The sequence below is a fragment of the Psychrobacter lutiphocae DSM 21542 genome (assembly GCF_000382145.1).
GTDB classification, from domain to species: Bacteria; Pseudomonadota; Gammaproteobacteria; order Pseudomonadales; family Moraxellaceae; genus Psychrobacter; species Psychrobacter lutiphocae.
On sequence record NZ_KB907622.1, the window covers coordinates 16,449 to 29,528 of the forward strand.

11 protein-coding genes, 1 tRNA gene, 1 pseudogene and 1 other annotated feature are annotated in these 13,080 nt (G+C 41.9%); of the genes and pseudogenes, 4 read left to right on the plus strand and 9 right to left on the minus strand.

All coding sequences use genetic code 11. The features are described from left to right. Positions 1 to 100: 100 nt before the first annotated feature. Positions 101 to 1,429 (minus strand): FimV/HubP family polar landmark protein, encoded by a 1,329-nt coding sequence (locus H140_RS0100065; protein WP_019671608.1) that lies wholly within the window; start codon positions 1,427 to 1,429, stop codon positions 101 to 103. A gap of 378 nt (positions 1,430 to 1,807) precedes the next feature. On the opposite strand from H140_RS0100065, the gene tgt reads away from it, so the two are divergent. Together tgt and ykgO are read left to right on the plus strand one after the other, a co-directional pair. Beyond that, positions 1,808 to 2,959: a tRNA guanosine(34) transglycosylase Tgt gene (tgt, locus tag H140_RS0100075; RefSeq protein ID WP_019671610.1), complete on the plus strand. Its 1,152-nt coding sequence runs from the start codon at positions 1,808 to 1,810 to the stop codon at positions 2,957 to 2,959. A gap of 626 nt (positions 2,960 to 3,585) precedes the next feature. Beyond that, positions 3,586 to 3,726, plus strand: coding sequence for a type B 50S ribosomal protein L36 (gene ykgO / locus H140_RS0100080; protein ID WP_019671611.1), 141 nt, complete (start codon positions 3,586 to 3,588; stop codon positions 3,724 to 3,726). 327 nt (positions 3,727 to 4,053) lie between these two features. On the opposite strand, the gene H140_RS0100085 is transcribed toward ykgO, so the two are convergent. The 4 genes from H140_RS0100085 to H140_RS0100100 form a co-directional block, all read right to left on the minus strand. Further along, a complete protein-coding gene (locus H140_RS0100085; RefSeq protein WP_019671612.1) occupies positions 4,054 to 4,536 on the minus strand; it encodes a GAF domain-containing protein in 483 nt (160 codons plus the stop codon). A gap of 26 nt (positions 4,537 to 4,562) precedes the next feature. Next, positions 4,563 to 5,756: a tRNA preQ1(34) S-adenosylmethionine ribosyltransferase-isomerase QueA gene (queA, locus tag H140_RS0100090; RefSeq protein ID WP_019671613.1), complete on the minus strand. Its 1,194-nt coding sequence runs from the start codon at positions 5,754 to 5,756 to the stop codon at positions 4,563 to 4,565. A gap of 210 nt (positions 5,757 to 5,966) precedes the next feature. Continuing rightward, a complete protein-coding gene (gene dinB, locus H140_RS0100095; protein ID WP_019671614.1) occupies positions 5,967 to 7,085 on the minus strand; it encodes a DNA polymerase IV in 1,119 nt (372 codons plus the stop codon). A 288-nt stretch (positions 7,086 to 7,373) separates the two neighbouring features. Next, positions 7,374 to 7,883 (minus strand): PepSY domain-containing protein, encoded by a 510-nt coding sequence (locus tag H140_RS0100100; RefSeq protein ID WP_019671615.1) that lies wholly within the window; start codon positions 7,881 to 7,883, stop codon positions 7,374 to 7,376. 357 nt (positions 7,884 to 8,240) lie between these two features. Between H140_RS0100100 and H140_RS0100105 the strand changes: the two genes are divergently transcribed. Then, positions 8,241 to 9,518 carry a D-serine ammonia-lyase gene (locus tag H140_RS0100105; RefSeq protein ID WP_019671616.1) on the plus strand — a complete coding sequence of 426 codons (1,278 nt, stop codon included), beginning with the start codon at positions 8,241 to 8,243 and terminating at the stop codon, positions 9,516 to 9,518. 539 nt (positions 9,519 to 10,057) lie between these two features. Here the strand turns inward: H140_RS0100105 and H140_RS0100110 are convergent. Beyond that, positions 10,058 to 10,345, minus strand: coding sequence for an addiction module antidote protein (locus tag H140_RS0100110; RefSeq protein WP_019671617.1), 288 nt, complete (start codon positions 10,343 to 10,345; stop codon positions 10,058 to 10,060). Continuing rightward, positions 10,326 to 10,652, minus strand: a complete 327-nt coding sequence (locus H140_RS0100115; protein ID WP_019671618.1) for a type II toxin-antitoxin system RelE/ParE family toxin — start codon at positions 10,650 to 10,652, stop codon at positions 10,326 to 10,328. Before H140_RS0100115 ends, H140_RS0100110 begins: the two co-directional genes overlap by 20 nt. 382 nt (positions 10,653 to 11,034) lie before the next feature. Here H140_RS0100115 and H140_RS16165 point away from each other — a divergent pair. Next, a pseudogene (locus tag H140_RS16165) lies at positions 11,035 to 11,509 on the plus strand (IS3 family transposase); the annotation flags it as partial. Further along, positions 11,324 to 11,440, plus strand: a sequence feature (AL1L pseudoknot). Its footprint overlaps the pseudogene before it by 117 nt. A gap of 728 nt (positions 11,510 to 12,237) precedes the next feature. On the opposite strand, the gene H140_RS0100125 reads toward H140_RS16165, so the two are convergent. Beyond that, positions 12,238 to 12,314 (minus strand) — tRNA-Pro (locus tag H140_RS0100125). Between the two features lie 88 nt (positions 12,315 to 12,402). Further along, positions 12,403 to 12,948, minus strand: a complete 546-nt coding sequence (locus H140_RS0100130) for a hypothetical protein (RefSeq protein ID WP_019671621.1) — start codon at positions 12,946 to 12,948, stop codon at positions 12,403 to 12,405. Positions 12,949 to 13,080: the final 132 nt, after the last annotated feature.

A 13,080-nucleotide genomic window follows, 5' to 3' on the forward strand; every position in this document is an offset into this window, starting at 1 on the left:
ATTTAACTTGTTTGGTTTGACTTGTTTGATTTTCTTTTCTTTTCTTTTCTTTTCAATTGAAAGGCTGCTTTTCTCAGCTCATTTAATGTTGAAGGCGTTTTTAATACAAACGCTGTAATAAATCATTGGCGGTCGATTTTTGTTCAGCGCTGGCATGAATTCCAGCTATTTTTGGCGACAACACTTCTTGTAATAAGCGTTTGGCACTGTCATATTCACCGACTTCCAGATACTGCTGCGCTAAGTCTAAAGTCAGCTGTGCGCTATCTATGTCTTGAACAAAGGCAAAGGCTTGCTTTGCCATTTCTGCGCCAGATTCTATGGCTGTCTCTGTGTCCGCTACAACAGGCGCTGTGGCAGATGTGACCTCGGGCGTGCTGTCTGCTTTAGTATCAACAGTCTGTGTTTTAGTATCAATGTTTTGAGTATTAACATTAAGTGCTTTGGTTTGTTGCTGTTGTTGCGCTTGCTCTTTTTTCTCTTGTTCTTCTTGAGCATGTGCTTGTTTTTTATCCTGTTTAGCTTGTGCTTTGGCTTTTATTTCGGCTTGATGTTTGTCAGCAGTGACTTGGCGCTCATCATGATTTTGAATTTTAATAGCAGGAGTGTCAGGCTTGGGTTGCCGCTGTTGCTGTACAGCCAGTTGGGTACCAGAGTTAATGGTCACTGCGGCTGCTGGTGGCTGTGATGGTATTGCAGATTGGCGTTCAGTATTGGCTTTAGTTTGGATTTGTTCTTGAGTTTGTTCTGGTATCTGAGTTTGTGTTTGTGCCTGAATTTGTTTTGATATTTGTGTTTTGTTGCTATTAGTAGCAGGCGTATTTGAGACAGTGTCGCCTAGGATGTCTGCAATATCAGCTTCACTGATTAAAGGGGCATCTGTGTGGACTTGATTAATGTCTGCTGTTTTAGCTTCTGTTGGGCGAGCAATGGTATTGGCCTCCACTTCGATATCGGAGTCGATAGTGTCGGTATTTGTATTATTCGAGGTGTCCAGTTCAGCTGTGGTTTCAGATGATGCCAGCGTTGGTTGTACAGGTTCAGTGGGTGTTTTTTGTTTGGCTTTATTTGGCTTGGCTGTTTGGCTTTTAGCAATGTGGCTTTTAGCGCTTTCATTATCCACTTTTTGCGTTTTTGTTTGTTTAGCTGTTTTTGCTTTAATATCTGCTATATTTACTGCATTTGCTATACCAGCTATACTTGGAGTTTCATCATTCTTGTTATTATTCTTATTTTCTGGCTCATCTTCTTGTTGTAAGCTACTTTCATACAGCGTCTGACGTTGTGCTGACGTGTCGTCTGTTGGCAGGTTTGGCTTCTTATCTTTTGTGAGCGCAAGGCGCTTGTTGCTTTGATTGCGAAAGGTAATAAACAGCAATACGACAAGTAAAGCGATAAAAATAAGGGCGATAATAACTTTCAGGCTCATAACAAATTCCCCGTCATTAGTGTCACCAAGTCAGCAGGCTAACAGACGATGTATAAAAATGGTAAGTCGGTGTGGTGATAACAATCATATTCAATCAGGTTCAAGTATAGCTAATAACCGCAGTCAGGCAAAACAAAAAAGCAATCTATTTAATAGGTAGCCAACAAGCACCCCACTTATTGGACAAAATAACACGCAACTTAGCCGCTGAACAGTTGCTAAAAGGCCGCTGAATGGCTGCTAATTGCTGAATGTTTAACAGACCTTGCTTAGCAATGCTATAATTTAGCTTATTTTTGCTGACATTTTGCAATCAAAAAACTTGCAATCAAAAAACCACCTTTAATCTAACCCTTTCCAATACTTTGAGTTAACCCTATGCAATTTACCCTACACAAAACCGCCAGCGGTGAATCACGTGCACGCCGAGGCACTGTCCACTTGGCTCATGGTGAGATTCGCACCCCAGCCTTTATGCCAGTGGGCACTTATGGCACCGTCAAAGGCATGTTACCACGTGATATTGAAGATATTGGTGCTGACATTATCTTGGGTAACACCTTTCATTTATGGCTACGCCCGGGCACTGAGATTATTGATAAATTTGGCGGATTGCACCAGTTTATGAATTGGGACAAGCCGATTTTGACCGACTCAGGCGGCTTCCAAGTGTTTAGCCTTGGCGCCATGCGCAAAATTACCGAAGAGGGTGTGGCGTTCAAATCACCGATTGATGGCGCCAAAGTCTTCTTATCACCTGAAAAATCGATGCAAATCCAATACTCTTTAAACTCAGACATCGTGATGCAGTTCGACGAGTGCACTCCTTATCCAGCCACCTACTCAGAAGCACAAAAGTCGCTTGAGCTCTCATTACGCTGGGGTCAACGCTGTGTCGATGAGCACAACAAGCTGGGCAATCGCAACGCACTTTTTGGCATCGTCCAAGGCAGTATGTACGAAGAATTGCGCCGTCAATCGATGCAAGGTCTACTAGAGATAGGCTTTGACGGCTATGCTATTGGCGGACTGTCCGTCGGCGAGCCCAAAGACGAAATGATCGGCGTCTTAAACTACATGCCAGAGCTGATGCCAGCCGACAAGCCACGCTACCTAATGGGTGTGGGCAAACCAGAAGATATCCTAGAAGCGGTGCGCCGTGGCGTTGATATGTTCGACTGCGTAATGCCAACCCGTAATGCGCGTAACGGTCATTATTTTGTGACTGGTGATGAAGACAACAAAGGCGTGGTGCGCATTCGCAACAGCCAATACCGTGACGACACTGGCCCACTTGACCCAGAATGTGACTGCTACTGCTGCCAAAACTTTAGCCGAGCTTATCTACATCACCTTAACAAATGCAAAGAAATGCTTGGCGCTCAGTTAGCCACCATCCACAACCTACGCTACTACCAACGCTTGATGCAAGGCATCCGAGACGCCATTGACGAAGACAGATTTGATGACTTTGTCGCCGACTTCTATGGCAAGCGTGGTCAAACCGTACCACCACTTGAGCTCAAATAGCAAGACCAAGTCAAAAAAGCTAACCAAAAAAGCTAAGCGGTCAACAAGGTCAAAATTGATATTGAAGCCAATCTCGCCATCCGCTCATATCTTGGCTTGCACAGGGGCAGGCGCTACCAGCTAGCGCCATTCCTGCGCCACGAGACTGCCACTAGCCAAGCGCCTGCAACCCTGTGCTGCGCCAAGGATATCCGCTACTGTCAAGGCTAAACCGCACCCCGCATCCACATTCAAGGCGTGAAAAATCCATTTCCTCCGTCAACATGTTGGGTCTCGTACCTCGACGCCAACCTACCAGTTGCGCAAGCATAAAATACCGCAAGCCTTTATAGAATAAGGCTTGTAGGCTGGTGTGGAGGCAACGACACCCAGCGAATGTGGATTGTGATTTGGCAAGATGGTATATCGGATCGTCAAAAACAGAAAATCATGCAAATAGCAGTAGCATGGGTGCAATGAAGTAAACCCCCAACCCTTGCTAGCACATATAATAATATTGAAAATTATTGACTCCAATATTGATATTAATAATGTTATGTTATAACATACATATTCATAACTTCTCCAAGTCCAATTATTAACTTTCAACTTCCAAAACTTTCAAATTCCGAACAAGGGTAACCAGCATGCAAGTATTAAGCTCATTAAAATCGGCAAAAAACCGTCACCCAGATTGCCAAGTCGTCCGCCGTCGTGGTCGGGTGTTTGTTATTAATAAAACAGATGGTCGTTTCAAAGCCGTTCAGGGTAAGAAGAAAAGAAAGTAGTTTTCTTCACAAAAATCATAGTTTTCTCCAGCAAAAAAGCGAGATAGGTGGTGTCTATCTCGCTTTTTTGTTGTTAACGCAGTTTTTATACCAAATCTAAAAATTAAGCTATCGAGGAAAACGAGTGCAAACGCTACAAGTAGTAGGTTTAGCGAGTTTGACAAAGATAGGTTATTTTTCAGAAAAGGTATTAGTTGTCGCCTATGGTTTGTTGTTTATTGTTGTCTAAATGAACTTAGGAAACACAGCATTAATAATCATTATCCATAACAAGCATTACCCTAACAAGCATTGACCTCAACATAAGAAGCACTACCTTAACAAGTCTTACTTCAACAACTCAACCAATTGCTCTAAATATTTGCCATCGACCTCATCAAACATCGCCAGCTCATCTGAATCAACGTCTAATACGGCGATGATATCACCGGCTTTATTACGCACTGGTACCACAATTTCAGACTGAGATAACGCAGAGCAAGCAATGTGATTGGGATGCGCATTGACATCGGCCACAATCTGAGTCTCGCCAGATTGCCAAACTTCACCACAGACGCCTTTGCCATAATTAATACGAGTACAGGCTAGAGGCCCTTGAAATGGGGCTAGAATCAGTTGATTCGACTCAGTATCAACACGGTAAAAACCAACCCAAAACCAGTTAAAGGTGTCTTTTAATAAGGCTGTTAGGTTTGCCATATTGGCAATCAAATCACTCTCACTGCTAATTAAACCTTCCGCCTGTTTCAGCATCAGCTCGTATTTTTCGGCCTTATTCGTATTTGGATCAATCGGATTAATGTGTTGCATGACAGCTCCTAAAATCTTTGATTAATTTAAATCGCAGTGTATGACTCATTGCGCTCCAGCAGCATGGCATCACCATAGCTAAAGAAGCGGTACTTATTTGCAATGGCATGTTGGTAAGCTTGCTCAATATTAGACTTGCCAGCAAATGCTGATACTAACATTAATAGCGTTGATTTGGGCAAATGAAAGTTGGTTAATAGCATATCGATCACGCCAAACTTAAAGCCTGGGTAGATAAAGATATCAGTATCGCCTGACCAGGCTGACACCTCTCCGCTGTCATTGGCCGTCTTTTGGTACGCAGTTTCTAAGACCCGAGTCACTGTGGTACCAATGGCGATGACTTTGTTGCCATTTTTGTGGGTTTGGTTAATTAAATCGGCAGTGTCTTGTGGCAAATTGGCATATTCGCTGTGCATGGTGTGATTGAGCAAATTGTCAGTCTTCACTGGGGCAAAGGTGCCAGCGCCAACATGCAAGGTGACATAAGCGCTGTTAATGCCTTTATCGGCCAGTTGCTGTAATACTTTATCATCAAAATGCAGACTGGCAGTTGGTGCCGCGACGCTGGCAAGCTTGGCTGGGTCATGGAATACGGTCTGGTAACGCACATTGTCAGTCTCATCGGCATGACGTTCAAAATATGGTGGAATCGGTAATTCACCATAGTGCTCTAAGTCAGGTAGGATTGGATTTTTGAAGCTTAAAATAAATAAATTTTCATAACGGCCTATCATCACGCATTCAATATGACCATCACCGAGTATCAAGCTTTGACCTATCTTAGGCGCTTTGCTGGCACGCACATGGCACAGGGCGACATTATCATAAATATTGCCATCAGCTTCGGTAAAATCGGTGTCATCGGTGAGACGCTCAACCAAAACTTCCACTTTACCGCCAGTGTCCTTTTGACCAAATAAACGAGCTTTCATTACCTTGGTGTCATTAAATACGATTAAATCGCCTGTGTTTAATAAATCTGGTAAATCAGAAAATTGTTTGTCTTGAATGTCAATAGTAGTGCCAGTTTGCGCTGGCGTCGTACCAGTTTGTGCCAGTAAATACATCAAGCGTGAGGCACTGCGCTCAGCCAGTGGATAGCGGGCGATATACTCATCAGGTAGCTGATAATCGTAATCGTTGACGCTTAGGTAGTTGCTCTGTGGGTCAGTTGTAGGGGTTGTTTCAGGATCGCTTGTTTGGATTGGCTGGGTCATAGGTCTGCTTTTAGAGTATCAAATTCAAAGTGTTATTTTAATGCGATAGTCAGTGAACAACTAAAGGGTCACGCGGTTGGCTGATAACCATTTTAGATTTCTTTGACCATATCGATAATGATAATGGCGGTTAGTTTAACAGAAACACGGCTTTTTTGAGTCAGGTTTTAGCGGATTTTGGTGATATGCACCAGTTATAAACCAAATCAGCTATAAACCGAATAAGTCAGGTTGGACGTTGACATCTTCCAAGCTGGTCAGGTTAGAGTAGGTCACCCCCACCAAACGGATGGGCAAATGTCGTGGTGAATCCGCCAGCAGCTTTTGCAGCCAATAATGTGCCGATTCTGCCGTGGGGAAAGGGGTGTGTAAAGTGTGGGAGCGGGTAATCTGAGTAAAGTCAGAATATTTTATTTTTAACGTGATGGTATGGCCGAGGCGGTTTTTTTTGGTGAGTTGTTCAAAGGCATCGGCATTTTGTTCATAGATTTGCACCAATAGAGTATCGGTATCGCTAATATTGTCCTGGAAGGTAGTTTCAGAGCCGACCGATTTGTGTTTACGCTCTGCTTTGACCGGTCTGTCATCATTGCCATGCGCAATCTGTGAGTAAAACAGCCCACGCTTACCGAACTCAAACTCTAGAGTGTCTACCGGTGTTGCTCGTAAATCTGCACCAGTGTAGATGCCCATCTCATGCAGCCGCTTGGCCGTCGCTTTGCCGATACCGTGGAAGCGTTCGATTGGCAAGCTGGCGATAAAGGCGTCCGCTTGCTCTGGAGTAATCACTGCAATGCCATTGGGTTTGTTGATATCAGAGGCGATTTTGGCCAGCATTTTGTTAAAAGAAACGCCAGCCGAAGCGGTCAGCTGGGTGTGTTGCCAAATCTGCTCTCGTAGCCAGTTGGCCATCAAGGTGGCCGAGCCATGATGCTCTTTGATACCAGTTACATCCAGATAGGCCTCATCCAATGACAACGGCTCAACTAACGGGGTTAGGCTGAGCATAATCTGCCGAATCTGCTGGCTAACACTGCGATATACCTCAAAGCGGGGGCGCACAAAGATGGCCTCTGGACAACGGCGCTTCGCCTCATAGCAAGACATGGCGGAGCGTACGCCAAATTTGCGTATCTCATAACTGGCTGCTGCCACCACGCCACGCCCATTGGGATCACCACCGACCACCAAGGGTTTGCCACGCAGTTCAGGATTATCACGCTGCTCAACACTGGCAAAAAATGCGTCCATATCGAGGTGGATAATCTTACGCTGTGGCTGTTCAAGAGTAGGTGTGTTGTCAGTTGCTATTGGCGTTGAAGTGGTCATGTTGTTAACATAAACATAAAGAGACTATTGAATTGTTTGAGTTAAAAAATGAAAATTATTCTGGTTAAGATGGACGTCATCTTCCTGAGACTATCTTTGCATAGTTTAATTTTGCTAAGCTTGACTAGTATAGCATCTACTGTCAGTGATAAAAAACAACCCCTTATAGAAGTCATTTCTATAAGGGGTCATGGTGCAACCAATGGCTGCAATCAGAGGTAGATCAAGTGCTCTATCACACAAATGCTTGGTAAGCTTTAACAAGCTCAGTCAAGTTTTGACTGCAAATTAGTCACGTTTTGACTTCAAAACGGCACCTGTGTTGGCATCAATTTCTAACTTGTATTTTTCACCATTTTGAATCACTTTGACCTCATAAACAGAGCGGCCATTTTCGATATCAAACTCAGCATCCGTCACTTGACCTTGAACATTGCGAGCAGCGATAGCTATGGCCTGAGTTAAATCAAGTTTGGTATTGTTTAATGCTTGGTATTTTGCGACATCTTCAGTTTTAATGCGTTTTTGCTTTGTGCTGTTAATAGCACCAGTTTGCGCATTTATTTTGATCTCATACTTGGTAGTGGTAGATGCAAACTCAACTTCGTACTCTGCGTCACTTCTATCAAATTCAACACTTTTTAATTTGCCTTGCGCACTTTGTTTTGCAATATTGATGGCTTGGTCCATATTAATTTGAGTGTAAGCTGCTGTGGTTTGTATAGGGGCAGCCATACTTGGTGCAATAGAACCAATAGTCAGTAAAGTAGATGTTGCAAGGATAGATAAAGCTTTCATCTTAAACTCCTAAAATTGTATTAAAGCTAAATGGATTGTTAAACCTATATACATTATAAAAAACCTATATACATTATCAAAATAAGTGGTATATCGATTTATAACGAAATAAATCTTTGTATTGACTAAATTATTTCAGACGATAAGCCTAGTTTCTGCCTAGTTTTTGTTAAAACATCATTATTAATGTAAACAAACGTTTAGTGCTACTGTAATGCTTTGTCATTATGTTAGCAACTCTGTATGGCTAGGCTATTTATACAGTTTGTGTTACTTTGAAGCTAATTTTTATTCTAAAATTACTTTGACCTTGAAGCTAATTTAAGGCTGAACCTAATTAACCAAAGGACTGCCATCATGCCCACCATGTTTGCACAACAATATAACAATGACTTATTGATTCAGAAATTACAAGCGGCAACTCCAGTGTTTTGGCGCAACAATAAGCTAACTACTTTTAATAAAGCAAGTGCTGATGTTGGATTGACGCTGGCTGATGTTGAGCAGGCACAAGCTCGACTAAAACGCTTTGCCCCTTATATTCAAAAAGTATTTCCTGAAACCATCGCTTGTGGAGGCATTATTGAAAGTGCGTTTTATCGTACTGCGAAGTTACGGCAAGCCTTGAGTGAATCGGGTACACCAATTCAAGGTGAACTGTATCTTAAAGCGGATAATGAGTTGCCCATCTCAGGCTCTATCAAAGCACGTGGCGGCATTTATGAAGTCCTGCAATATGCTGAACAGTTGGCACTTAAACAGGGGTTAATCAGTGAGACAGATGATTACAGCAAGCTCGACTCTGAGGCATGTCGCAAGTTTTTCTCTCAATATTCTATCGCTGTTGGTTCAACAGGTAACCTTGGCTTATCCATTGGCATTATGTCTGCCAAATTGGGCTTTCAGGCGCAAGTACACATGTCTGCCGATGCCAAGCAATGGAAAAAAGACATGCTTCGAGCAAATGGCGTGCAGGTATTTGAGTATGAAGGCGACTATGGGCAAGCGGTAGAAAACGGTCGCAAATTAAGCGAAGCCGATGCGTATGGCTACTTTGTTGATGATGAAAACTCAAAGCATTTATTTGTCGGCTATGCTGTGGCTGGCTTGCGCTTAAAGCAGCAGTTTGAACAGGCGGGAATTGAGATTAATGCCGACCGCCCTTTATATGTGTATCTGCCTTGTGGGGTTGGCGGTGGCCCAGGTGGCGTGGCGTTTGGTTTAAAGCTGGCCTTTGGTGATGATGTGCATTGCATCTTTGCGGAGCCAGTACAGTCGCCTTGTATGCTGCTTGGCATTTATACTGGTTTGCATGATCAAATCAGTGTGCAGGACATTGGCTTAAGCAATCATACCATTGCGGATGGCTTGGCGGTCGGTCGTGCTTCTGGCTTTGTTGGTCATGCGATGCAGCGCTCGTTGGAGGCGTTTTATACGGTTGAGGATACCACTTTAAATAAGCTGGTGCGTCAGGTGTATCAGTTAGAAGGACTTAAGCTTGAGCCATCTGCTTGTGCCGGTATCGCTGGCGTGCAGCACTTTGCTGAGGTGGACAATGCATTGCATCTGGTATGGGCTACTGGTGGCAATATGATGCCGGATGATGTGTTTGAGGCGCTGTTGCATAAAGCATAAAGATAGAGGTGCCATGGATAAAATTCAGGCTGACACACTTTCTATGGCTGTGTACTATAATGCATCTGTAAGGATTGCAAGCCATGATTCAAAAAATTGCCCTTTTGTGGTGAAAACGCATCAAAAGGAATGGCTATCAAGCAGATAAGCAGTAGTATAAATGCTCAACTTATGGACAGCAGTTTTCAGGTGGAAGGCAATCAAAAACAAAACTTTCCTCTGGTCGGATGTTAGGCTTTAGAACACCTCTTGAGGTAAAATCTAGCTTCGGGTGCGTTGCACTTCAAAGTTGAATCCAAGTTTTAATTAGTAGATTGATTATTAACTAAGGTTGTCTTATCTACTGTAAATAACCTATAATTAGGTTTGAAAGCCTGTCATGTTCGCTTCCAGCAATTGTAGCCTCCGCTGAACACGACGGGCTTTTGTTATCCTTATGGCAGTTATATTGCAATCAATATTTAATTTTTATTTACTAGCCCTTCTTAATAAGGGTTGGATATTAAATCCAATCCTTATTAATAATTAATTAATTCTCTTTAGGTGGCGGCAGTAGATTCAAAGTTTACATCAAGCTTTAAACCTTTTATTAAGCGGTGCATGGTTTCCCATGTAGGCTTAGTATCACCCTTAAGGGTTTTATATAAACTCTCACGGTTAAGCCCTGTAATATCTGCTATTTTAGCTACGCCATGATGTTTGACTAAGTGGCCCAGTGCGATAACAAACACTTGAGGGTCATCATCTAAAAATGCTTCATGTAAATATTCGCTTATCTCTTGGTCATTTTCTAAGTAATCTACTGGATTAAATGTCTTTGTTTTCATCGTCTATCTCACAATCTTCAATTGTTGGCAGTATTTCGATCGCTTTTTCTATATCTCTTTGTTGGCTGGACTTATCACCACCACAAAGCATAAAGATTACAGTGTCACCTTTGATAGTGAAGTAAAGGCGATAACCTGCCCCTACAAAAATACGCATTTCACTAATATGATTACCAACTGACTTTATATCACCTAAATTGCCAGCTTCTGCTCTGGTCAAACGTATTAAAATTGCTTTAACTGCCTGTCTATCTCTTAGCTTTTTTAACCACTTATCAAAATACTCTGTTGTTCTGATTTGATACATTCTATTTACCATTGTAGCCTATAAGCCACTTTATACCTAATGAGTTTATTAATCAACTGATAATTATATATTCCTAAAAACCTGACCAAATTGGCTCTAACCCTTTGATAGCAAGAGATTAACTTAGTAAAAGCGTTTGCCTACGGTTACCTAAATACTGTCTAAAATAGGCAGCTTCATAGGCAAAAGAGGCAGGTTTTCTAGGGGTATAGATAAGGGTTAATATAAATAACTTGTTTTCTGCCTTCTGTTTCTTGTTTTATATGTCCTACACTTTTTAAAATATTAAGTTCATTTTTTAGTAACTTAGTATTTTTTCGCATGGGTGAGGGTGAACCGCCCTGGGATTGTCGGAGACTCAACGCTCCAAGAGAATACGACAATGAAAACACGAAACTACACCACTGAAATTAAAGAGCGAGCCGTCCGAATGCTAATTGAAGCTAAAGACGACTACCCATCCACCTGGTCAGCCATCAAAGCCATAGCGCCTAAATCCTAAAAGTTAGGATAGGCTGCACGCCTGAAACCCTTCGTTCTTGGCATAAAAAGCACATTGATGAAACTACTCCTGCAAATATTCAAGCTCAAAGCCAAGCTGAGCGTATCAAAGCGCTTGAACGTGAGAACAGAGAACTAAAGCAAGCCAATGAGATCATAAGGAAAGCAGCTGGTCTTGAAGCGCAGGCGGAGCTCGACCGCAAACCCAAGTAATGGGTGATTTTATTGACGATCACAAACAACAATATGGAGTCGAGCTAATCTATAGAGTATTACCGATTGCCCCATCAACCTACTATCGTATAAAAGACTTAAACGACAATCCCAAGAAACGTTCACAGCGTAGTCAGCATGACGATTTCTACCTTAATGACCTCTGCACACGACAAAAAAACAAAAAGCTGACTAAGGACAAGGCATAATAGTAATTTTTTTCACGAACCACACTATGCCAAACCTTAATCAGCTCATAAGTATATTATCGCAAAACCTAACCATGAACAAGGCAAGACTAACCTGTTTAGCCTTAATTATTCTAGCGATCATACAAGTACAAAGCAGTAGCCTTAAACAAATAGCAAGAGGATTTATAAAGCCTGGTTAAAATGGCTAAATAAAGAGCAAATAAAGTTTTGCATTCGCATCAAACACAACACCTTGGTACCTAATCATCAGGGTAAATTGGTGCAAGTAAAAACATCATTACCTCATCTATCTCATCATAAAAGGTTTCTGTGAGCCAGAGTCGTTTGCATGGCGCTAAAGTTCGTCTATTTGCAAGGCGTGATACGGACAATTGATCTGACAACAGCGATGCGTTGTTGCAATATCAGACACCGACCCACTTATAACACCAGACACACATTTATAACTAACTGCTTAACTGACGGGTTAAATATCTACTTTATTGCTAAGCAAACTGGCCATAGCGTACGCACGCTCGAGGCCAAATAAGCGCGCTGGATTGATGTGAGTAAGGCTAAGAGTGAGATAGCGATGCTTGATACTGGTCGCTAGTTTTGTGTCAAATTTGTGCCATAAAAAAATCAGCACCTCGTAAGGTGCTGATTTAATTAATATATCTTGGTCGGAACGGCAGGATTTGAACCTGCGACCACCACACCCCCAGTGTGGTGCGCTACCAGACTGCGCTACGCCCCGATGGACTGACTATTGTACTCAAAATTAAATATTTTGCAAGTGGTAGTGATTATTTGGCTTAGACTCACTGTTTTTAACTAAATATCCATTACATACTGCTGACAACATCTATAAACATCCAAAAAAACTCAAATAAGCCTATCGTTAATATTGCTAAAATTATCATTAGCCAAGTAGGTGTTTTAAGCTTAAGTGTCTGCTGACTGAACGTTATTAACCAAATAATGAGTGAAATAGATAAGATGAAAACACTTGCATAAGAGTAATCGCTGAAACTTTCACGCAGTTCAACACTGGGTGTTAAAAAGGTCTGAAGGTAGTAGTTGTGAAAGTAGATTAAGCTAAAAAGGTAAGTGAGTAGGCAAGTAAAATGCCAAAGGGTGATGAAGAAGCCGTTTTTAATTTTTGGAAACTTTGTAATAATAAAAATCACGACACTATTAATGAGTAATACGACAAGGGTAATGACACTAAAAATAGTAGTGTATATAGAGTGGTCAAGGAAGCCCTTCATGTAAACTGAGTTTATAATGATTCCCTCGAATAAATGGTAAAAGATAATCACTAGGCCAATAGATGCAAGCCAAGTCATAAAAACATAAAGGGCGCTACTTTTGTTTGCTGGTTTGGGCATAATAATTCCATATCAGGAGTCTTTAATACGTAGATATTAAGCTTAAATTCGAACCCTTTAAATAGTAGATTATTTAACACCACATTAAAAAAGGTAGGCCATTAACAATGACCTACCTTCTAAATTTTAAAG

Excerpts from the sequence above, each read along its gene's own strand:
- H140_RS0100100 (WP_019671615.1), bottom strand. The coding sequence starts at position 7,883 with ATGAAAGCTTTATCTATCCTTGCAACATCTACTTTACTGACTATTGGT.
- H140_RS0100085 (WP_019671612.1), bottom strand. The coding sequence starts at position 4,536 with ATGCAACACATTAATCCGATTGATCCAAATACGAATAAGGCCGAAAAA.
- H140_RS0100115 (WP_019671618.1), bottom strand. The coding sequence starts at position 10,652 with ATGTATCAAATCAGAACAACAGAGTATTTTGATAAGTGGTTAAAAAAG.
- queA (WP_019671613.1), bottom strand. The coding sequence starts at position 5,756 with ATGACCCAGCCAATCCAAACAAGCGATCCTGAAACAACCCCTACAACT.
- tgt (WP_019671610.1), top strand. The coding sequence starts at position 1,808 with ATGCAATTTACCCTACACAAAACCGCCAGCGGTGAATCACGTGCACGC.
- H140_RS0100105 (WP_019671616.1), top strand. The coding sequence starts at position 8,241 with ATGCCCACCATGTTTGCACAACAATATAACAATGACTTATTGATTCAG.
- H140_RS0100110 (WP_019671617.1), bottom strand. The coding sequence starts at position 10,345 with ATGAAAACAAAGACATTTAATCCAGTAGATTACTTAGAAAATGACCAA.
- H140_RS0100065 (WP_019671608.1), bottom strand. The coding sequence starts at position 1,429 with ATGAGCCTGAAAGTTATTATCGCCCTTATTTTTATCGCTTTACTTGTC.
- H140_RS0100130 (WP_019671621.1), bottom strand. The coding sequence starts at position 12,948 with ATGCCCAAACCAGCAAACAAAAGTAGCGCCCTTTATGTTTTTATGACT.
- dinB (WP_019671614.1), bottom strand. The coding sequence starts at position 7,085 with ATGACCACTTCAACGCCAATAGCAACTGACAACACACCTACTCTTGAA.
- ykgO (WP_019671611.1), top strand. The coding sequence starts at position 3,586 with ATGCAAGTATTAAGCTCATTAAAATCGGCAAAAAACCGTCACCCAGAT.